This window comes from Chryseobacterium sp. MMO-72, from assembly GCF_037146035.1.
Taxonomy (GTDB): domain Bacteria; phylum Bacteroidota; class Bacteroidia; order Flavobacteriales; family Weeksellaceae; genus Chryseobacterium; species Chryseobacterium indicum.
Genome location: NZ_JBBCWG010000005.1, coordinates 18001 through 38992, shown reverse-complemented (window position 1 = coordinate 38992; position 20992 = coordinate 18001). Strand labels below are relative to the sequence as shown.

The following is a 20992-nucleotide window of genomic DNA, read 5'->3' as shown; positions in this document are numbered from 1 at the left end:
TCGTGGTTAATTGTCAAGTTTTCTGAATTGAACTAAAATTGACGATTCACAATTCACATATTCACTTTTATACTTTAATTCCTGTTCTCATTTTAGCACTTCTGGCTCTTGAGTTTTCTTCAATTTCCTTATCATCGGGAATGATGGCTTTGCTCTTTACCAGCTCGAATGCTTTTTTATAATTTCCGTAAATGTCTCTTTCGGGTTCTCCCTCGAACATTCCGTTTTTCAAAAATCTTTTTACCAGTCTGTCTTCCAGAGAATGGTAAGAGATGACCACCAGTCTTCCTTCGGGTTTTAAAACGTTGTATGCCTGTACGAGCATTTCTTTTAAAACTTCCAGCTCCTGGTTTACTTCAATGCGTATTGCCTGAAACAACTGGGCATAAAATTTATTTACTTTATGCGGCGGAAGATAACTGAATAGTTTTTTCAGATCTTCCGTTGTATCGATGCTTTTTGTTTTTCTGTGATGAACGATATCTCTTGCCAGTTTTCTTGCTTCTCTCAGTTCACCGTAATAATAAAAAATGTCGGCAAGCTGCTCTTCATCGTAATCATTAATCACTCTTTTGGCATCAAGACCCTGCATTACATTCATTCTCATGTCTAACGGAGCATTGCTTCGCGTAGAAAAACCTCTTTCTGCTTCATCAAACTGATGTGAAGAAACACCCAGATCAGCCAGAATTCCGTCCACCTGAGAAACTCCGTAAATTAATAAAGAGTTTTCCAGAAACCTGAAGTTCTGATTAATGAGCGTAAATCTCGGATCATCAATTGTATTTTTAAGTGCGTCCAAGTCCTGATCGAAACTGAACAGTTTTCCTTTATCCGAAAGTCTGCCCAATATCTCTCTTGAATGGCCGCCGCCACCAAAAGTACAGTCCACATATATTCCGTCTGGATTCGTCACCAAATCATCAACACTCTGCTTCAGCAAAACGGGGTTATGATACATGTTTTTAGTTGTGTTTTTTTACGTTTTTACAACGCAGTTATTCTTCTTCGAATGTGCCCATTACATCTTCGGCAAGATTCGCAAAATCGTCTTCACTGATGGAGATTACTTTTTCGTAATCGTCCTTATCCCAGATTTCAAATAATTCTCCTGCACTGGTAATGACAATCTCTTTCTGAAGATTTGCAAAAACAGTAAGGTCTTTAGAAATCTGTAACCTTCCGGCGTTATCCAGCTCCGCAATTTTTACACCTGCCGTAAACATTCTAATGAAATCAGCATTCTTTTTAATGAATCTGTTCAGTTTATTAATTTTGCCCATCACTTTATTCCATGCATTCATGGGGTAAACTTCCAGACAGGGTTGGAACACAGATCTTTTGACTACAAACGCCTTGTCGTCGAAGTTTTCCATCTGTTTGATTAAAGAGGAAGGAACTTTTAACCGGCCTTTGTCGTCAATTTTACACTCATATGTTCCAATGAAACTGTTCATTTGGGACAAATTTATATAATAATTTCTAAAATCTCCCACTTTTTCCCACTTTTTCCCTTAATGTTAATAAGTTTTATTAAAGATTTAATTTTGATGGTGTAATAGGTTGATATGTTGGATGTTGATAAACCTCTTATTTACGCCATAATAAATAGATTTTCAAAAAAACCGTTAAAAAAGAGTTTGGTATATTATTTTTATTTTAAATTAGGGTAATCAAAATATTTTTGAGGTTTAATTTGTATTTTTGCAAGGCTTTATTAAGGCATTTTATGATATTTAGTACAAAAAAAGAAAAGAAATATACTTTCGTTGAAGCAGGGGAAGGACATCCATTGGTGCTGTTGCACGGGTTAATGGGTGGTTTGAGTAATTTCGATAAGATGGTAGATTTTTTTTCAGACAGGGGGTTCAAGGTATATGTTCCTCAGCTGCCGATCTACGATTTGCCGGTACTCAATACTAATCTTACGACATTAGCAAAATATATTGCCAAATTTATAGAAACCCATATTGAAGCTCCTGTAACCATTGTAGGAAATTCCATGGGCGGTCATATCGGTCTTATTCTTACACTGGCAAGACCGGATTTAATTAAGAATCTTGTTCTTACGGGAAGTTCAGGGCTTTATGAAAGAACTTTCGGAGACAGTTTTCCGAGAAAGAATGACCGTTCCTATATAAGAAAGAAAACGGAAGAGGTTTTTTATGATCCTTCTGTGGCTACCGAAGCTTTGGTAGACGAAGTTTTCGCAGTGGTAAATGACAGGATGAAGGGAATAAAAACCGTAATGTTGGCGAGAAGCGCGATCAAACACAATATGCTGAATGATCTGCCAAAGATTAAAACACCAACCTGTCTGATCTGGGGAAAACAGGATAATGTAACTCCTCCTGAGGTGGCGGAAGATATGCATAAATTTATTCCGAATTCAGACCTGTTCTGGATCGATCACTGCGGTCATGCAGCGATGATGGAAAAGCCGGATGAATTTAATGAAATTCTTTATAACTGGGTAAAAGATAAAGTTTAATTACAATATAAAATGACCATTAAGAGCTTTTCTTAATGGTTTGTTTTTCTAAAAATATTCAACAAAAATGGTTATTAAAACAGCAACATTTGTAAAGAGCAGCGGAAAATGGCAGGATTGCCCGGAACCGAATCTTCCTGAGTATGCTTTCATCGGAAGATCAAATGTAGGAAAGTCTTCGCTCATCAATGCAATGATGAATCATAAAGATCTGGCGAAAACGTCTCAGACTCCGGGAAAAACCCAGCTTATCAACCATTTCTTAGTGAACGAAAACTGGTATCTTACGGATTTGCCGGGTTACGGATATGCAAAAGTTTCGAAATCGATCAGAAAGGATTTTGAAAAGCTCATCACCAATTATATTCTGAACCGAAGAAATCTGGTTAATCTTTTTGTTCTGGTAGATTCCAGACATAAGCCTCAGAATATTGATCTGGAATTCATCCAGTGGTGCGGTGAAAGCGGCGTTCCGTTTTCCATTGTGTTTACAAAAGCAGATAAGCTGAAGCCGAATGTTGTGATAAAAAATGTGGAGGATTATAAAGCAGAGCTTCACAAAACATGGGAAGATCTGCCAGAACTGTATGTAACCTCAGCAGAAAAGAAGGAGGGTGGTGATGAAATTTTAAGTTTTATCCAGAAAACCAATGAATTTTTGATCAATAATAATGTAAGCTTTGATGAGTAATATTGTCTGGAAAATAAAAACCTTCGACGAATTTACGGTTCCCGAACTGTATGCGGTTTTAAAAGCCCGGATTGATGTTTTTGTAGTGGAGCAGAACTGTCCTTATCCGGATTTAGACGGCTATGATCAGAAAGCAGTTCACATCTGGGCAGAAGAAGACGGAGAAGTTTTGGCGAACTGCAGGATTTTCGACAAAGGAATAAAATATGATGAAGCTTCAATAGGACGAGTTTTAACCACAGAAAAGGCGAGAGGAAAAAACTTAGGCAGACAATTGATCCAATATGCGGTTGAAACGATCGAAAACCGTTTTCGGACTTCTGAAATCAGGATTTCTGCGCAGGATTACCTGCTGAAATTTTATGGAGATTTCGGGTTTAAAGATACGGGAAAAAAATATCTGGAAGACGACATTCCGCATACGGAAATGCTCAGAAAATAAAGAAAAGCGAGGAATTGATTCTTCGCTTTTTTGTTTAGATCATGTGTTGGGTTTTTCGCCAAGACGCAAGAAGCTGAATATATATTTTATAAAAAGCGTAAAGATTTTATCTTTAAACTAATTTCAGAATTAACCGCAAAAGGGACAAAAGATGATGTTAAAGCGAATTTCCAAGATAATCAAAGTGCTCAAAAGAATAAAAATCAAAGATTTTTAAAAACTATTGTTTTCTTTTTCATTTGTAATGATCAACTTTAAATAAAAAATTTAATAGATCTTTTGTTCCTTTTGCGGTTAAATAAAAGTTTAAACAGACTTTTTGATAAAATTGATTGAAAAATCTTTGATTTTTTTAACTTATGTGTTCTTTTCTTTCATTTAAGCTTTAAACTTAAACCATTAAAGTATTACCATCTTTTGCACCTTTAGATAAGTTTACTATTTAGTACACTAAAATATGCAGTGCATGAATAAAAATACAGTGAGCAACAACAAAAACATAGTGAGCAACAACTAAAATGTAGTGAGTAATGACAAAAATACAGTGAGCAACAACAAAAACATAGTGAGTAATAACAAAAATGGAGTAAGCAATGACAAAAATACAGTGAGCAATGATAAAAATATACTGCGCTAAACTAAAAATACGCTGTGCTAAAGCAAAAATGCCGAGAACCGAAATAAAAACATAGCGGACTAGAATAAAAAGTACAAGAAGTATAATAAAACGGTTGGAGGAAGTCTTATAACTCAATGATGTGGGTTGAGAATCGTATGTATAAAAAACCATTCTCAGACAGAAGGTCGAGAAAAAACATAAAAAAAAGGCTGTTTTCACGAGTTGTGATACAGCCTCTAATATTTTTATTTTCCGGAAATGGCTTTTAAGATAATAGGTTCCAAATTGGAAGGAAGATCCGCAGATTTGATCTGATAATTTTTAATTTTCATTTCTTTGAACCAGTTTTCCCAGTATTCTTTGATGACGGCTTCTTCGAAAGGATTTCCTTTTTCCGGATTGATTCCTAAGACGATGACTTCGAGGTTGTTCAGATTATCATTGGCTTTTACAAAGCCGAATTTATTTTTTTCTATAACTTCTTTAAAGTTGGAAGTCGTAAGATGATTGGCATTGATGAGTTTGCCGGTAAGATAAGAGGTTTTGCTCCCTTCCGAAAATTTTGTGTTTTCGTGATACATATATCCGTCGGTAAGAATAAATAATATGTTTCTGTGGTCGTTTTTAATGCAGTAATCCTTTACCTTATTTTTAAAAAATTCCCAAATGTCAGAACCTACATAATTTCCGTCTTTTATGGCTGACTGATAGATCGTTGTCGGTAATTCCGAATATTTTTTATCCACCTGATCAAAATAGTTTCTGGGAGTGTTTTTATCAAAGGAAACTTTCAGCTCTTTGGTAAGTTCATTCATTTTCGGATCTAAAGGTTCCGGATTGAAGAAAACCTGCATCTGATCTTCGTAGGTAATGATTTTTTTAGATTTGATGTGGTTTAAAAATCCTTTTTCAATGGCTTTGATGTACTCGGTATCTCTCTGGAAATATTCCATTGTGGGATTCGGGTTCGTTTTAGGATCGATTCTGTCGGATAAATCAATTAAAATACTCAGGTTGATGTTGTTGGGATCAGCAATAACGGTATCTTTTTTCTCATCATCTGTTTGTCTGGGTTCATGTTTATTGCATGAAACCAAAGAAATAATCATTAATAAATAAAATATTTTTTTCATATTCTGTAATTTATAAGGATGATAAATAAACAAGGTTCTGATTATCCGAATTGGCTCCTACAGTTTCCAGATTGGTATTATACGTAGAAATGCATTCATCAATCATGGTCTGTTTTTCCGTTCTGGAAACGGCAATTTTCTCTCCGATAAACGTGATCCAGCCCTGAACATATTCCGAAGCATACAGCTTGTAATCTTTGGTCGGAATAATTACGCCGTCGATAATATTCTGAAGTTCCTCAATTCTTCCTCTTATTTTAATGATGGATTCTTTTATATTTCCGATAGCCGCAAGAATTTCTTCAATTTCTTTCTTTAAAACATTAATTTTTTCCTGAAAAAATTCTACTCTTTTCTGTCTGATTTCCTGTTCGTTTTTAATCTTATCCTTTTCGCGGTGCTCTTTCATTACAAAGTCGAAAACGAGTCCCCAGATAATATACACGATGAATCCTGCGAAGATAATTTCCCAAAACTGATTTTTGGTAAAAGCAATTTTAAGATCGAATGGAAGAGAATCAAAAGTTTTTTCTACATCATATATTTTTTTTTCAATTTCATACGCTAAAATGACATCAAAAATAAAAGTCACAATAAGTAATAAACCGAGTTTGATATAATTGGCTGTAGTTTTATTCTCTCCAAACATATGGATCAAAAAACCTAATCCAAGAAATACAAAAGGAATTAAAACGACAAAAGCAGCTTCGGTTGAACCATCATTTCAGGCTTTAGCTAATGCCTGTGGATCAAAAACACTTTGTATCACAGTGCTTTTTGCGTCAAAACCTTTAAAGAATGCAGAATAGGAAGTTGAAATATAAAATACTCCTAAATATAAAGTTATCGGGATTAAAAGAAATAGCCCAATGATAAATTTTGCTGAAGCTCCTTTTGTGGCTTTTACATTATATTTTTCGGGATTTCGGGGAAGATCAATGATTTCTGAGTTTAAGGTTTCAATGGTTTGCTGATGGCTTTCTACTTCCCTGTTTTTGGTTTTCAGCTGTTCTTCCTTGGTTTCCTGCGAAACAATGAGTGCTTTAATTTCTGTTTCGCGGTTCTTCTGTTCATTCACATAAGACTCTTTCAGCTGTTGCTGTTTTTCCACCATTTCTTTTTCTTCATTCTGAAATTTCGAGTAAACGGCATCCAGACAGATGGAAAGGGTAGAGTGGTTTCCGCTGGTTCGGGAACTGTCCCGATAGCCAGATTCGTGGTAGGTTCTTTTGCGTGTTTCCTCAGAAGACTCTTCCTCCGTATTTACTTCAGTTTTCGGAAGCTGCTCTTCTTTGGGTTCTGCGGGAACAGATTTTAGTTTAAATAAATTTTTTATACTGGTGGTATCCATGATGGTTAGTTTTTTAGTTCATATAAAATTTCACTTTTAGGCTTTCCTGTTCGTATCGCCTCGATGAGGTAATCTACGATGGCGGTTACATTTTCTTCCATAAACCCGAACATCAGAACGTACTTTTGCATCGTGGTATATTCATTCGGGGAAACAATTCCGTCTGCCCAGATCATAACGGTAAGATCATATAGATAATCTATTTTTTCTTCGATTGTCTGCGGAATCAGCGACTTCATATTGATAGGGTTCAGAAGGATCTCGTCTAAATTTTTTGATGAAATGCCTCTTTCTTCGGCGCAGTTGTAAAGCATTTTCAGTTCAAGGGCACTGAAATCATCATCACAGATCGCCATTTGATACAGCCTTAAGAAATGCGCTTTAAGATGTTCCGTAATGTTGTTATTCTCCATGATTGTTTTCTTCCTTTGGTTTTTTAGGATTAATAATTCGGTCTCTGGATACAGCTCTTTGATGGATGGGAACTGAAGGCTGTGAAGTTTCCCCGGTAATTTCTTCTTCCTTTTTCTGTTCGGTTTTTTCCACGAAACCTATCAGCAGAAATAAAATTCCTGTAACAACATCAATCGGAATCCACACACTTTTCCTTAACAGATAAATGGGAAAGACAGGATTGAAAAGAATAAGGATGATAAGGAAAATTATACTGAAGTAATGCTGTTTAAAAGTTAATGTATTGTACAAAACCAATAAAGCTCCTGCGGAAACAAGGATTCTGAGAAAAGTATAATATTCTATAGGAAGTCTGAAGATACCGATGAAACAGCATAACGCACAGAAGGTGAGAAATGGTTTCATATGCTGTACTATTAAAATCCTGTCCGAAGGTTGTATTTGTAATTAAAACGGCTTTCAGACATGAACAGAAATGCAAAGAAATCGATAACGGAAATAATGACAGGAATAAAAGTCCAGCAAAATAACAGGTAAAGAATTCCCATAATGTTCTGCCCCAGATAAAATCTGTGGATGCCTATTCCTCCAAGGAAAAAAGCAAGTAAGGCGGCGGTAGATTTTGATTTCATAATTTTTTAAACTCGGGATAAAATTTCGTTTTTCTTTGTTTCAAACTCTTCCGGAGAGATAACTCCGCTTTCTTTTAGTCCTTTCAGTTTCTGTAATAAAGCAAAAGGATCTTCATTTTCAATCAGTAAAGGTTTCTTCTCCTCCTGAAACATCTGGGGCTGTGTAATAATAGGTGTTGCATTATTTACGGTAACTCCTCCTGCGGAAGCTCTTAAGGTCTCAAGATTTTTTTCTCTTCTTACGCCCCGCATTTGTTCTTCCACTTCCTGCGCAAACTGGTATAGCTTTCGGGCTTGGTTTTTAGGCAGGTAATCCATCATATTGGTAAAATGTTGTGTTGTTTTTACCATAAAAGTTGAACCTACAATCCCTTCCTTAATATGGCAGTCTGCAACATCTACCCAGCTGTAATCCTGAAAATCCATAGACAAACCAAAGTTTTTGGGTCTGCAGAAAATAATTCTTCTGTTGGTAAGCGCGATGCAGTCCGGAGATAAATTGAGTACCGGTTTTTTCTGAACGGCAATGTATTCCATAGTTTCCTGCGAGGTGAGCAGACTGTTGATTCTCCCTAAAAGCTTTTCGACGGCTTTTGGATCTTGTTCTTCATTTAAAAATTTTTTTAAGTTCATGATGATATTTTGTTTTTAGTTATTTTACATCCTTATAAAAAACATATCCTTTCTTCCCGGAAGATTTTACTTTTATTTTGTACCATGAACCTTCTTTGGAAAGCGGAACCAATTTTTCGTTTTTGTAAACTCTTGTTACTATTTTAGAGCTAAGGGATGGCTTTTCGTAAATATTGGTGGTTGCTATTCCGGTAATGTATCGGTTGGAACTAAGGTCTACGTTTACCTCATCAATAAAAACTTTTGGAGGTTTATTGGATTTTGTTTTTGAAGAAGTATAAGAATCGGAAGTTTTATGCTTCTTAGTTTTCCTTTTCTTTGCTGAACTTCTGCCGGAAGAATAACTTTCTGAAGAGCCGCCGCCGCAAACGCCGCAGGTTCCGCCGCTGCTGCAGTGTCCGCACCGTGAACAGCTGGAACAGGCTGTACAATTGGCAGAGCCTGTGCATCTTCCTTCGTGTCCTATATTGTCGTTTGCTTTAAAGCAAGAGTTCAAAAGAAAAGAACCGAAGGCGATTATAATAAAGGGTATTAGTTTTTTCATGGTTAATTATAATTTTCTAATGTCTGATGAAGCTGATTTCTGTAATTGTAGATTTCGTCCAGACTGTTTAATAAAACTTTTTCTCCGGCATCTTTTCCGTTGTGGAAAGTCTCCAGATATTTATTAGCGGTATTAAAATGCAGTCTGCAAAGCGGTTTTCGGTTGTTGTCGTCGAGTAAAATTCCGAAGTAAGACAACGTGTCTCTGTAAGCAATTCTTGAAGAAGGTATTTTCTCCCGCAGAATGGCTTTTACGATCTGGAAACCTTCCAGTTCCTCTTCTGTGGTTACAATTTTAGACTCGGTGGTTTCATGGATGGGCTGCGAAGTTTTTACATCATCTTCGCGCTGTTCGATCTGTTCATTAATGCTTAAAGCAGATTTTAGCCTGAAACTGATGGATTCATTAATAGAAGTTGTTAATGCTTTTTTGGCATATTCTTTAAACGAGATCATTCGGTTTGCTGTTAACGGCTTTTCGAAGAAACGGTTCACAAGAAGTTTTACCAGTTCATCGGACGGATTTTCAATTTCTTTTTCGAATTCTTTTCTGATGGCTTTGATGTATTTTAAAGCTTCCGCAGAATCCAGAATACTTTCCAGATTGTAGTCTTTTTTGGTGAAGCTTTCGAGAATTTTGATGGAACTGTCTTTTAAATCTTCAATATTGATGGTAAAAAACGGTTTTTCATCCATAATATTGGGCTTTTCCAGATCCGTGTAAAAATTGTAAACAATACCGTTCGTTAAAACACCAAATCGTGTTTTGGAAACGTGATAATACCGGTGAAGCTGAGAATTGTGTGCGTCTGCGCTTTCTTTCCAGTGTTTGCATTCGATGATGAAAATAGGCTCATCATTGTTTTTGATGACATAATCTACTTTTTCACCTTTTTTGGTTCCGATGTCGCAAACGTGTTCGGGAACCACTTCTGTAGGATTAAAAATATCATATCCTAAAATCTGAATAAAAGGCATCACAAAAGCGTTTTTTGTGGCTTCTTCTGTCCCGATCTGGTCTTTTAGCCCGATTACTTTCTGGTGAAGCTGTTCCAGTTTAATTTTAAGATCCATGATTTTATTTTTTTAAAGTTTCATCTGTAATTTCTGCTTCCGGAGCATTCTGTTTTACGGAAGCAATGCCGTTTTCCATGCCGGATTTTGTGCTGTAAAGCTGACTTTTTCCAATGATTTCGCCGTTTCTTGCTTTCAGAACGAAATAATCTTTTTGGTTTACAGCGATTCTTCTGTCGTATCTGAAATCGTACTGAGAGTTAATTTTTACAGATCCGATTCCCTTTAAACACGAAGCTTTCTGAACGTAGCCTTCGCTTGTTAAAATAATTTCACCGTTTGCGGCTTTCAGATTAAACTGATATTCTTTGTTTACTCTTTGTGTGATGACGAATTTTCCCATGGTTGTTGGTTTTTATGTGGTATGACATTCTTTAGAACATGTTTTGCATCCATTCGCTTTTGCATAGTCTTTTTTTGCTTCTTTTACTGCGCTTTCACAACTGTAAAACATGCCTAAATATTTCCTGTTATTCGGATTCGGAAGAAAGATACAGTCTTCATGATGTACTTCATGGTCTCCGTTTTCCTGAGCTTTTGTGTGTACGTAATATCTTTTCATAATAATTATTGTGGTTGTTTTTCTGTTCCAAAAGTATCACGCTTTGATGAGTAATTTTTACGGCTTTCCGTAAAACGGGCAAAAAATAAAAAACCTTTCAACAAAATTGAAAGGCTGTATTGTTTGATTGATATTTTTAGATGATTCCGATGTCTTTACAAAATGCGACCAATTGCTCATTGCTTTTAACACTGAGGTCTTCTTTCAGGCTGTTTAATCTTTTTTCGACACTGCTTAAACTTGACGGGTTGATGTTTTTTTCCTTAAGATGGGTTGGAATATTTTTTTGCAGTACTCCTTTGGAAAGTAGAGAGACAATAACAATATCATAGGCTGAAAATTCATAATTATTGAATTTTTTCATCTCCTGCTTCAGATCAAAAGAAAGATAGTTTTCTCCTATATAAACAGATGCGATAGATTTTTTAAGGTCTTTGGAATCGTTTCTGGCTTTCTGTACATACCCGTTGATCTGGTAGTCTGAGAAAAGATTTTCGATCACTCCGCTTTTACGTTCCGCCGAAAATACAATGACTTTAAGGTCCGGCTGTAATTCCTTTGCTTTTTTGATGAGGTCTTTACCGTCTTTAAGAGTCTGGGTGTGATGATCTTCCTCATAATAAAGATCTGTAATAAGCAAATCGTAGGGTTGCTTTTCCCGCAGTGCTTTTTGGATTTTTCCTATAGCATCATCACAGTAATATACATAATCTACTATGGGAATATTCAGATCCTCGAGTGTTTTCTGTACGGAAATATTGATGCTTTCATGATCTTCGGCTATTAAAATTTTTTTAAACATGGTTACAAGGTTTAATTAAATATAAAGGTTTAAGACCTCAAAAATAGATGCAATTATAATTCTTCCATTACGGATTCACGTAAAATAACGAAAAACAGTCAATTTTGATTTTTAAATTAAATCAGGCCAATATCTTTACAAATTACAATCATCTCGATATTGTTTTTCGCACAGAAAATTTCGCGGAGTTCATTCAGCCTCTTTTCAATCGATCGTATGCTGTATGGTTCCATCCGATGCTCTTTCAGATAAGTCTGAATTTCGTTTTGTTTACATCCTTTGGAAAGAAGCTCAAGAAGTTTAAGGTCGTACTCATCAAGATCACGGGGAATCTTCCGGATCGCATTTAAAATATCCTGAGACATCACGGTTTCCCCTTTAAATACTTTTCTAATGGTATTCTTAAGCTCTTTTCCGTCATTTCTTGCCTTGCTTACAAATCCGTTAATGTGGTACGTTTTATAAAGATCATCAATTATTTTCGATCGGCTTTCTACCGAAAAAACCACCACTTTAAGATCGGGCTGAATTTTTCTGGCTTCATAAATCAATTCCTGCCCGTTTTTCAGTTTCTGTGCAATGTGATCTTTTTTAAAAGAGAGATCCGCAATCAGCAGATCATAAGGTGCATTTTCTGCGGCTGCAGCTTTCAGTCTTTGAAGGGCTTCGTCACAATATGTTACAAAATCGAAACGCGGAATTAATAATTCTTCTAAGGTACTCATGATTCCCAGATTTGCTACTTCCTGGTCTTCAACAATTAAAGTTTTTCTGAACATAACAAAACGGTTATGAAGAAGGGAAGGAAATATTTACCTTCAGTCCTTTTTCAATTTTTGTTTCAAAAGTAATGTTCCCGCCGATTCCTTCTATGCGGGAAGCCGTATTGCGCAATCCGTTTTTATAAATAAGGTCTCCGGAAATTCCCACTCCGTTGTCTTTATACTGAATCTCTATATTTTGATCCGCTTTTTCAAATTTTACGGCTACATGACTTGCCTTACTGTGCTTTTTCATATTAACCATAAGTTCACGGAGTACCTGATAGATTTCTTCTTTTACCGGTGCAGAAATATTTGTCCAGACAGAGGAACTGTTTCCTGCCGTAAAAGTTTTTACACTTGCATTATTAAAGGATGCGATAAGTTCTGAAATTTCCTGACTGAACTCTTTTTCTTCACCCGCTTTTTCATAAGAAAGATTTCTGGATTTTTCATAGACAAATTCCAGTTCATCCAAAGTCTTTTCACGATCAAAATCTTCCTGATTTTCAATCTTTGCCATTACCTGATAAATCCCATTCGCAACTACATCATGCACTTTTTTCGATATTTTAAGCTGCGTATTTTTGACTTCGAGCTCCTTTTCTTGTTTTAATTTTAATTGTCTTCTTCTATACCAGATTATAATAAAGATAATTGTAACGATTAATGTAGCAACTCCAATTAAAAGTTTTAAAATGCTATTGCTTTTTTCGGCACTTTCTCCTTTAATTTTTTCAACATCAAATCTTATTAAAGCAAATTGATTTTTAGCTTTACTTCGTGAGATAGAAATGCTGTCGTTTAATTTTTGATATAAAAGAAAATATTGTTTTGAATTTATTGGATTTTCTACAATTATAAGTTTTTGTAACGCTTCTAATTGGTCATCAGGACTCTTAAGCTTTTTTGAAACTAAGTACATTTTATTTGCAAAAAATAAAGCAGAATCTACTTTATTCTTTTTTATATAATAATCAGCAAGATGAGCATAACTTGAATTTTGCCCCCAAAGATCATTTTCCTTTACTCGAATATCTAATGATTTGTTTAACTCCGGAATCGGATTATAGGCTTGATTTTTCAGCCATTTTGTTTTAGCTAAATTTGTTAAAGTCCGTGCATATTCTTCCTTGTTCTTACTAACATTTCTAAAGATTTGATTATAAATTTTTAAAGCCTTATCATAATCTTTAGTATCCTGAAGAACCCGAGCTTTATTATTTAAATAAATTTGAGTATCTAAAATATTATTTGAAAATTTAATAGCTTGATCATAAAATTTTAATGAACTTTCATAATCTTTTAAATTATAAGATGCTACTCCTAAATTGTTATAATTTGATTTTATAAATTCATAGTTTGAAGGAACATTTTTATTAAAATAGTTCGTTGCATCTAATGAGGTTTCTTGTGCTCCAAAATAATCTCCTTTTTCAGTTAAAATAATTCCAATATTAATTAAGCTTTTACCAGCTCCAATACTATCTTGATTTTTTAAAAAAAGATCTTTTGCTTTGTAAAAATTTATTAGAGCATTATCTGTGTCACCCTTATCTTTAAACTCCCATGCCTTATTATAAAATGAATTATTATTAGCATTTTCTTGTTTTTGATTTTGTGAACAGGATAAAATAAATAGTAAAATAATAAAATGTAGTGGTTTCAATGCTTTTTAGTTTTAACTAAATTAAAAAAAATAAGCGAAAGATTACTCCTTCGCTTATCTATTTAATAATTTATCTTGGAGGTGTTTGTCCTGTATCTCCACCTGTGTCTCCCGGATTAGTTCCAGTTCCCGGATTGGTTCCAGTTCCCGGATTGGTTCCCGTTCCTGGATCTGCCAATTGAGTTGTTGACTGTCCGTTATCATTGCTGTTATTGTTACCTGAAGTATTGGCATTATTATTCCCGAATGCTAATGAGATTAGCATCAATATTAAGTTTAACATTTTTTAAAAATTTTATAAGAGTTTGGATAATTTTCTTCCTCTCAGGAGATTAATCCCGAGCTGTACACTGTTAAAATTTTCGAAGCGCTTCTTAAATTTTTTTTGGGAAGTGAACCTTCAAAAACGGAAGAGAAACATCTGCTTCCCAACCCGGAGTTTTCTTCCGTTTTATCTGGCAATTTTTGAAATCAGTTTCGTAACTTTGTTGTATTCTGTTGTTTTAATTGTTTGTTTCTCACTGATTTCTGATACAAATTTCTGATAATTTTTTCAGGTAATTATGGACAAAACATAGACTTCAATGGACACTTATGGACAGGAATGCTTTACGGATTTCCGTAATGCGACATGGTAGAAAATCACCTATTTTGTAGTATCCTTAAAAAACTAATTATGTCCAAAAGAAAACAATTAATCAATTACGTTTTTGACCGTATTAAAGAAACATCTGAAAAGGATACAAAAAACGGATGGTCAGATGATCTTGCTGATGCAATCTATAATAAGTTGAAATTTAGAATTTCCGGTAGAACACTCTGTAGATATTATGAGGCTTATATTGATGGAAATAATGAAGAAAAAGGTATAGAGACCTTGATCCTTAATAGGTTGAGTCAATACTTAGACTTTAATGATTATGAAGATTTTTGTAAAACTATTGAAAAGAAAGGTGAATGTGCGAGTAAAACTACTGTGAAAATAGATGTCGATAACGAGGAAGTTTCTTCAGTAAATGGCATACCCAATGTTAATGTTACTATTAATAATACAAACTCAAATAACAATAATAATGATCAACATTTTAAAGTACCAGATTTTATAAAACAGAATGGTTTAGGTATTTTAGAGATGACATTTGTTTTACTAATGGTAACTGGAGGCGTTGCTTTTTCTGGTAATAAAGGAAAACGTGTCCGTTTTGTTTCAGACCCTCTTCCTCCTGCTGTTGAAAAACCATATATGTATTGGGATAGAGACCGATATATGGCAACAGACAGCAGTTATTTAGGACCTCAAAAGGATGTGATTCCAATGGATAGAACTCTATTTGTATACTTTAAAAAGATTACAAGACCTGATACACTTAACGAAAAAAACTCAATGCGGAAAGTCTGGTATGATAAAAGCAATAATCACGTAGAATTTTTCACAAATTTTGGACAGCATCCTGAAAACGGAAAAATGCTGAAAGATGTTTCGAAAGGCATCCTTGAAACGTATGCCGGAGAAAATGCGGTACTAGAAGAAGAATAGTTAAAAAAATCTATAAAATAGCTAACAGAAATTCGGGCGGTTTCCAAAGGAAACCGCCCGAATTCTATGATATTAACGCTCTCTAACTAGCGATATTAAAAATCGTCTGTGCTAAATTTTCTGCGATGACAGATCACGGATAAACAATAAATTATTGTTCATTCAGCATTCCCAGTTCGTCGAAATGCTTTTTAAACTTCTGAATTTTCGGTCCTACCACAGCGCTGCAATACGGCTGAGTCGGATTTTCATTATAATATCCTTGGTGATACTGTTCCGCCGCCCAGAATTTATCGAATTTCGTTACTTCCGTTACATAGGTTCCATGCCATCTTCCGGACTCTTTGGATTTTTCAATTGCCGCTTCAGCTTTTGCCTTTTCCGCATCGTCTTTGTAATAAATAACAGAACGGTATTGTGTTCCGATATCATTTCCCTGTCTGTTAAGCTGGGTAGGATCGTGAAGGAAAAAGAAAACATCCATTAACTGTTCATAAGAAATAACGGCAGGATCGTAAGTGATCTGTACCACTTCCGCATGTCCGGTTTCTCCGGTGCATACCTCTTCATACGTAGGATGGTCTTTGTGACCTCCCGAATATCCGGAAACCGCAGAATGTACTCCTTTCAGCATATTGAAACAGCTTTCCACACACCAAAAACATCCGCCCCCGAAAGTAATCTGTTCTAAATTGTTGTTATCCATAAATTAATTATTGTAATATCTTGTTTTCTCCTGTGACCGATGGAGAAAAAACCTATCAAAAATAAGGAAAAGTTTTTCAATCGGGCGTTCAAAATTCAAATTGTCATGATAGATGAGACAAATTTTTTCAAACACAATCAGCACAAATATTTCATCAAATAAAATTTAAAAATTTGCATTATCTGCACAATCTGCGAGAGAATTTAATAAAGATATTGGGATAGAATAGAGATCTTTCGACTGCTTCGCGCTCAGGATGACCGTGCTGCAAATTTGTTACTCACAGAGATTAGTATTAGCGATGTCATGCTGAGCCTGTCGAAGCATCTCTAAAGATGAAATTAAAACAAAAAAAGCACCCTTAAAAAAGGATGCCTGTATTATTTAAAATCTTTGCTGACTTTGCGTTAAAAATTTAATGGAAATCAGACGCAGATAATCAAAATGTTCCGGTTATTTTTCCCAGACTAAAGCACTTGCGCCTAAAATAGCAGCATCCGCTTCGTCCAGTTCACTGAAAACCAATTTTACCTTGTTTCTGAAAATAGGAAGTAAGTTTCTTTCCATATGAAGTTTGGTTGGTTTTAAAATAAAATCTCCTGCTTTTATCACGCCGCCAAATAAAAGAATGGCTTCCGGAGAAGAGAACATTACAAAATTGGCTAAAGCTTCCCCCAGTTTCTGTCCGGTATACCGGAACACTTCAATAGAAATCGGATCGCCCTGTAAAGCGCATTCGTGAACGGTTTTAGAATTAATGGATTCTTCAGGATACTGATTGAGTAAAGATTCAGGAAATTCGGCTCTCATCTTTTTTGCGGTAATCGCAATTCCGGTTGCCGATGCGTAGGCTTCAAGACAGCCTTCAGAACCCGTACTCCAGTGTTTTCTTCCGCCGGGTTTTACGATCGTATGTCCCAGCTCTCCGGCAAATCCGTCGTGTCCGTAGATGAGTTTTCCTCCTGCAACAATTCCGCTTCCAACGCCTGTTCCCAGAGTAATCATGATGAAATCTTTCATGCCTCTTGCAGCGCCGAAAAGCATTTCTCCGATGGCTGCGGCATTCGCGTCATTAGTAATGGTACACGGAAGCCCAAATTTTGCCGACATCAGTTCCGCAAAAGGGATGATTCCTTTCCACGGAAGATTGGGAGCCTGTTCTATGGTTCCTGTATAGTAGTTGGCATTGGGAGCACCGACCCCGATCCCATCGAAGTTTTTGTCTTTTCCGTGGCTTTCGATCAGAGGATAGACCGCCTCGTATAAAGCGTCAATATATTCTTCTACGGTAGGATAGGCTTCTGTACGGATGTTACCTTTTTCCAAAACTTCGCCTCTGTGGTTTACCACTCCAAATTTTGTGTTCGTTCCGCCAATATCAATTCCGAGCGCAACGTTTTTTGACAAATCTACTAATGACATTCTATTCTAAAATTCTAAAAGGTTAAAATTATAAAAAAGATTGTATTCTGAGACGATTAACCAAAGATTTATTTAAAAAAAATATTATGTTGTTTTCGGTGTTTTCTTTTTTCTTCTTCCCCACCAGATCATAAAGCCTGTAACGGGTAATGAGGCACAGATCAGACTTACAATGAAAGCAATGATCTTTGTGGGAAGTCCCAATATAGATCCGACATGTATATCGTAGTTGGCTCCGACTGTTTTTTCGCCGAAATTTTTGTCTTTCATATCGTGCGTGTGAAGCAGCTCTCCAGAGTTTTCATCAAAGATTAAACTGCTGCTTTTGTGATAGGAATAGGAGAGGTGTTTTACATAGACTTCAAAATTCGGATGTTCGTGGTCGTCCATATGTTCGTGTCCGAGATCAATAGAGAAATTATAGGAATCGGGATATTTTGCTTTAACGGTATTGCTTATTTTGTCTAAAGTTCCTTCGGTTCTCCATTCAATCGGTGCTTTTGTTGTGATGGATGAAAAGTCGGGATAAGCGGTTTTTCCTCCTGAAAAGATGAAATATATTGATGACTGAACGAATAGAAAGGCGTAAAACAATCCGGTTATGGAGAAAATCAGCGCGAAAACGGAAGCATAAAAACCTAAAACATTGTGAAGATCATAGTTTTTTCTTTTCCAGTTTTTTACATTTTTCCATTTGAAAGAGAAACGCTGTTTCCTTGCGGCTTTGTTTTTAGGCCACCATAGAATGATTCCGGAAATCAGCATGAATACAAAGATCAGGACAGGAATTCCCACAACGTAGGTTCCCCAGGATTGCTTTAAGAGAAAACTCCAGTGGATCATTTTAACAATCTGAAAAAATCCGTTTTTCTCGTCGTACGTTCCTAAAACCTTTCCGCTGTAAGGATTTACATAAGCTACTTTATAGATGGGAAATTCATCAAAATAATTCCAGCCTTTCGGATCGTGTTCGTACCAGTAGAAAAGATAGGACATCTTTTTATCAATCGGAATATTCACCCAATGCACAGGATATTTTTCTTTTACCTGCGAAACCACTGCTTTTTCGAGTGTTCTTATCGGAAGAACCTGTTTCTGATTGAAGTTCTGCTCGTTATGGTAGATCACGTCTTTTCTTGTCGCATTTTCAATTTCATCTTTGAAAACGTACAATGCTCCGGTTATCGAAATAATGAAGATCAGAAATCCAACTCCAAGACCGAGCCACAAATGCAGTTTTCCCGTCCATTTTTTAAAGGCATCCGGCTTTTTTTTATGATGATGCTTTTTCCTCATTTTTATTAAACTTTTAATGAAAGAAAAGTCAGCCTCCGGAAAGGCTAACTTTTATGATTGATAATTAAAATTTATATCCGACAGAAAGTCTGAAGTTTCTCGGGGCTTCAGCCTGATAATAATAGTAGGCTCCGTAAGGCGATCCCGAATAAAGGTACCTGTTGAAAACATTGAAAACATTGAGTCCGACTCTGAATTTTGTGTTTTCCCACGAAAGTCCCGCGTCAAATTTTACATAATCGTCCATGTCTTTCTGCGTTCCGCTATTTGCCCAGTTCCAGCTGCTTCGGTCTGCAAGATAGGTTCCCCCGAATGATAAGCCAAAGCCTTCCAGAGTTCCCTGTGTGAAGGTATAGTTCAGCCATCCGTTCATCGTGTGTTTCGCATAGCCCGGAATTCTCATTCCTACAGGATTGCTTACAGGATCATTGGATTCTGTGATTTTGTTTTCCGTGAAAGCATAGTTAAAGATGGCATTAAATCCTCTTGTGATTTCACCTTTCAGATCAAATTCAATTCCCTGAACTCTTGTTTTACCCAGATCAATGATAAAGTTTTCAAGAGCGCTGTTTGCAGGATCTGCAACCGTAGAATTTCTTTTGATGATATTGTATAAAGACAATGTGGTATTCCATTTTCCGCCGAACCAGTCTCTTTTTACCCCGACTTCCATATTATTTCCGGTAATCGGTTTAGGAATTCCTCCGGTTCTGAAAAATCCTGCCTGTGGAACGAAAGACTGATCGTATAAACCGTACACAGAAGTATTGTCATCAATCGAATAGCTTATTCCGATTCGCGGCGTAATTTTGTCCGCTTCTGCTTTGGTTCCGTAAGAATTTTCTTTCACATTCGTATAACGTGCAGCAAGGGTTAGCCTTAAAGCATCATTAAAGAATCCTAATTCATCCTGAATATACAATCCGGTATAATTTTGTTCAATAGTTCCGTATGGAGTTGCTCTGCTTTCCAGCGAAGTGCTTGTATCAAACTGTGCATATCCGTTGGAAGGCGGGCTGTATGTTGTGGAATTGATGTTAAAAGGCTTGGCGGCTGTATCCAGATTATGTTTCTGGTTCCAGTCTGCCAAATATTTTTTAGATCCGAGATCAAGCCCTGTCAGGATTTTATGCGAAACAGCTCCTGTTTTGAAATAACCGTTCAGAAATACCTGCCCGAATTTCATCACGTTGCTGGCTTCCCAGAAATAAAGCGTTCTGATCATGTCTCCATTCGGTAAAAATTGAGAAGGCCAGATGTCGCTTCCCAAGGTATATTCATTCACATAAGTAAGCTGTGAAGTCAGTTTCCAGTTGCTGTTAAATTTATGCTGAAGATTTACATTTACGGTATTATTATCCACATTGGTTGGCGCAATTCCGGGATCGGTCATGGTGTATTCAACTGGTTTCGTGGCATAGCCTTCATAGCTGAATACGTAGGCAGATCCTACTTCAGACATTTTTGCTTTCTGGTAAATATATTCTGCTGTTAAAGTCGTTTTATCGGTAAGATTTACCTTTAAGGAAGGATTAATGATGTATCTGTCATTAAATTCATAGTCTCTGAAACTGTTTTTATTCTGAGCCATTAAATTTAATCTGAAAGCCACTTTATCTGTAATTTTAGTATCTATATCGGCTTCTCCTCTGTACATATTAAAGCTTCCGAGAGTTACTCTTGCAGAACCGTTTAAAGACTGTCCTGTCGGTTTTTTAGTGACGATATTGTAAATTCCGCTCGGTTCTCCGTTAGACATCAAAAATCCGGAAGGTCCTTTTACAAATTCAATGTGGTCTACATAAGACATATCTTCGCTAAGCGGTCCCCAGTTTGAAGTTACATTTACTCCATTCATAAAAGCTGCGGCTCTGGAACCTCTCATATTTACTCTGGTGTACATGTCTCCCCAATGTTCAAGCCTCTGTGCTCCTGCAACGTTTCTAAGAACACCGTCTCCCAAAGTGGTAACCTGCTGATCTTCCAATGCCCTGTTTGTAATGATGGAAACATTCTGAGGAATCTTGATTAATTCTTCGTCCAGACGTATAGAAGAAGAACCTTCCTTTTCTACATATTTCTTGTAATACTTTCCATTTACAATTACCTCTTCAATATCATTTCCTTTAATTGAATCTTTTTCCTGAGCAAACGTTAGCATAGAACCTAACAGCGAAGCACAGATCAGTACATTTTTCATGAAACCCTAAATTT

General features: G+C 36.1%; 25 protein-coding genes. 4 read left to right on the top strand and 21 right to left on the bottom strand.

What is annotated here, in order from left to right; genetic code table 11:
• Nucleotides 1–67 precede the first annotated feature (67 nt).
• Together rsmH and mraZ are read right to left on the bottom strand one after the other, a co-directional pair.
• The gene (gene rsmH / locus WFH39_RS08875) at nucleotides 68–961 is read right to left on the bottom strand and encodes a 16S rRNA (cytosine(1402)-N(4))-methyltransferase RsmH (RefSeq protein WP_108408923.1); all 894 of its coding nucleotides are present in this window, start codon (nucleotides 959–961) and stop codon (nucleotides 68–70) included.
• Between the two features lie 37 nt (nucleotides 962–998).
• Nucleotides 999–1457, bottom strand: coding sequence for a division/cell wall cluster transcriptional repressor MraZ (mraZ, locus tag WFH39_RS08870; protein WP_214587901.1), 459 nt, complete (start codon nucleotides 1455–1457; stop codon nucleotides 999–1001).
• A 272-nt stretch (nucleotides 1458–1729) separates the two neighbouring features.
• On the opposite strand from mraZ, the gene WFH39_RS08865 reads away from it, so the two are divergent.
• The 3 genes from WFH39_RS08865 to WFH39_RS08855 all read left to right on the top strand — a co-directional run bounded on the left by WFH39_RS08865 (nucleotide 1730) and on the right by WFH39_RS08855 (nucleotide 3624).
• Nucleotides 1730–2491: an alpha/beta fold hydrolase gene (locus tag WFH39_RS08865; protein WP_336689622.1), complete on the top strand. Its 762-nt coding sequence runs from the start codon at nucleotides 1730–1732 to the stop codon at nucleotides 2489–2491.
• 67 nt (nucleotides 2492–2558) lie between these two features.
• Nucleotides 2559–3182, top strand: a complete 624-nt coding sequence (yihA, locus tag WFH39_RS08860; protein WP_087706970.1) for a ribosome biogenesis GTP-binding protein YihA/YsxC — start codon at nucleotides 2559–2561, stop codon at nucleotides 3180–3182.
• Nucleotides 3175–3624, top strand: coding sequence for a GNAT family N-acetyltransferase (locus WFH39_RS08855; RefSeq protein WP_336689621.1), 450 nt, complete (start codon nucleotides 3175–3177; stop codon nucleotides 3622–3624). The genes yihA and WFH39_RS08855 overlap by 8 nt, the downstream gene beginning before the upstream one ends.
• A gap of 864 nt (nucleotides 3625–4488) precedes the next feature.
• Here WFH39_RS08855 and WFH39_RS08850 read toward each other — a convergent pair.
• The 15 genes from WFH39_RS08850 to WFH39_RS08780 all read right to left on the bottom strand — a co-directional run bounded on the left by WFH39_RS08850 (nucleotide 4489) and on the right by WFH39_RS08780 (nucleotide 14082).
• Nucleotides 4489–5376, bottom strand: coding sequence for a hypothetical protein (locus WFH39_RS08850; RefSeq protein WP_336689620.1), 888 nt, complete (start codon nucleotides 5374–5376; stop codon nucleotides 4489–4491).
• Between the two features lie 10 nt (nucleotides 5377–5386).
• Nucleotides 5387–6025: a hypothetical protein gene (locus WFH39_RS08845; RefSeq protein ID WP_336689619.1), complete on the bottom strand. Its 639-nt coding sequence runs from the start codon at nucleotides 6023–6025 to the stop codon at nucleotides 5387–5389.
• A gap of 75 nt (nucleotides 6026–6100) precedes the next feature.
• Nucleotides 6101–6727, bottom strand: a complete 627-nt coding sequence (locus WFH39_RS08840; RefSeq protein WP_336689618.1) for a hypothetical protein — start codon at nucleotides 6725–6727, stop codon at nucleotides 6101–6103.
• 5 nt (nucleotides 6728–6732) lie between these two features.
• Nucleotides 6733–7140, bottom strand: coding sequence for a hypothetical protein (locus tag WFH39_RS08835; protein ID WP_336689617.1), 408 nt, complete (start codon nucleotides 7138–7140; stop codon nucleotides 6733–6735).
• Entirely contained in the window at nucleotides 7130–7546 is a 417-nt protein-coding gene (locus tag WFH39_RS08830) for a DUF6804 family protein (protein ID WP_336689616.1), read from the bottom strand. The genes WFH39_RS08835 and WFH39_RS08830 overlap by 11 nt, the downstream gene beginning before the upstream one ends.
• 11 nt (nucleotides 7547–7557) lie before the next feature.
• The gene (locus tag WFH39_RS08825) at nucleotides 7558–7773 is read right to left on the bottom strand and encodes a TM2 domain-containing protein (protein WP_076391204.1); all 216 of its coding nucleotides are present in this window, start codon (nucleotides 7771–7773) and stop codon (nucleotides 7558–7560) included.
• 6 nt (nucleotides 7774–7779) lie between these two features.
• Nucleotides 7780–8406, bottom strand: a complete 627-nt coding sequence (locus WFH39_RS08820) for a PH domain-containing protein (protein ID WP_108408931.1) — start codon at nucleotides 8404–8406, stop codon at nucleotides 7780–7782.
• A 19-nt stretch (nucleotides 8407–8425) separates the two neighbouring features.
• Nucleotides 8426–8950, bottom strand: coding sequence for an SH3 domain-containing protein (locus WFH39_RS08815; protein WP_336689615.1), 525 nt, complete (start codon nucleotides 8948–8950; stop codon nucleotides 8426–8428).
• A gap of 2 nt (nucleotides 8951–8952) precedes the next feature.
• Nucleotides 8953–10023 carry a type I restriction endonuclease gene (locus WFH39_RS08810; RefSeq protein ID WP_336689614.1) on the bottom strand — a complete coding sequence of 357 codons (1071 nt, stop codon included), beginning with the start codon at nucleotides 10021–10023 and terminating at the stop codon, nucleotides 8953–8955.
• A 4-nt stretch (nucleotides 10024–10027) separates the two neighbouring features.
• Nucleotides 10028–10366: a YegP family protein gene (locus tag WFH39_RS08805; protein WP_235132278.1), complete on the bottom strand. Its 339-nt coding sequence runs from the start codon at nucleotides 10364–10366 to the stop codon at nucleotides 10028–10030.
• A 12-nt stretch (nucleotides 10367–10378) separates the two neighbouring features.
• Entirely contained in the window at nucleotides 10379–10585 is a 207-nt protein-coding gene (locus tag WFH39_RS08800) for a hypothetical protein (RefSeq protein ID WP_336689613.1), read from the bottom strand.
• Nucleotides 10586–10721: 136 nt separating this feature from the next.
• The gene (locus tag WFH39_RS08795; RefSeq protein ID WP_214587923.1) at nucleotides 10722–11387 is read right to left on the bottom strand and encodes a response regulator; all 666 of its coding nucleotides are present in this window, start codon (nucleotides 11385–11387) and stop codon (nucleotides 10722–10724) included.
• Nucleotides 11388–11503: 116 nt separating this feature from the next.
• Nucleotides 11504–12166: a DNA-binding response regulator gene (locus WFH39_RS08790; RefSeq protein ID WP_336689612.1), complete on the bottom strand. Its 663-nt coding sequence runs from the start codon at nucleotides 12164–12166 to the stop codon at nucleotides 11504–11506.
• A gap of 10 nt (nucleotides 12167–12176) precedes the next feature.
• Nucleotides 12177–13817, bottom strand: coding sequence for a tetratricopeptide repeat-containing sensor histidine kinase (locus WFH39_RS08785; RefSeq protein ID WP_336689611.1), 1641 nt, complete (start codon nucleotides 13815–13817; stop codon nucleotides 12177–12179).
• Between the two features lie 70 nt (nucleotides 13818–13887).
• Nucleotides 13888–14082: a hypothetical protein gene (locus tag WFH39_RS08780; RefSeq protein ID WP_336689610.1), complete on the bottom strand. Its 195-nt coding sequence runs from the start codon at nucleotides 14080–14082 to the stop codon at nucleotides 13888–13890.
• Between the two features lie 411 nt (nucleotides 14083–14493).
• Between WFH39_RS08780 and WFH39_RS08775 the strand changes: the two genes are divergently transcribed.
• Complete coding sequence (locus WFH39_RS08775) at nucleotides 14494–15354, top strand: hypothetical protein (protein WP_336689609.1); 861 nt, start codon at nucleotides 14494–14496, stop codon at nucleotides 15352–15354.
• Between the two features lie 151 nt (nucleotides 15355–15505).
• Here the strand turns inward: WFH39_RS08775 and msrA are convergent, their stop codons facing one another.
• The 4 genes from msrA to WFH39_RS08755 all read right to left on the bottom strand — a co-directional run bounded on the left by msrA (nucleotide 15506) and on the right by WFH39_RS08755 (nucleotide 20978).
• Complete coding sequence (gene msrA, locus WFH39_RS08770) at nucleotides 15506–16060, bottom strand: peptide-methionine (S)-S-oxide reductase MsrA (RefSeq protein ID WP_336689608.1); 555 nt, start codon at nucleotides 16058–16060, stop codon at nucleotides 15506–15508.
• Between the two features lie 453 nt (nucleotides 16061–16513).
• A complete protein-coding gene (locus WFH39_RS08765) occupies nucleotides 16514–17482 on the bottom strand; it encodes an ROK family protein (RefSeq protein WP_214587934.1) in 969 nt (322 codons plus the stop codon).
• An 84-nt stretch (nucleotides 17483–17566) separates the two neighbouring features.
• Nucleotides 17567–18778 carry a PepSY-associated TM helix domain-containing protein gene (locus WFH39_RS08760; protein ID WP_336689607.1) on the bottom strand — a complete coding sequence of 404 codons (1212 nt, stop codon included), beginning with the start codon at nucleotides 18776–18778 and terminating at the stop codon, nucleotides 17567–17569.
• 64 nt (nucleotides 18779–18842) lie between these two features.
• Nucleotides 18843–20978 (bottom strand): TonB-dependent siderophore receptor, encoded by a 2136-nt coding sequence (locus tag WFH39_RS08755; protein WP_336689606.1) that lies wholly within the window; start codon nucleotides 20976–20978, stop codon nucleotides 18843–18845.
• Between the last annotated feature and the right edge of the window lie 14 nt (nucleotides 20979–20992).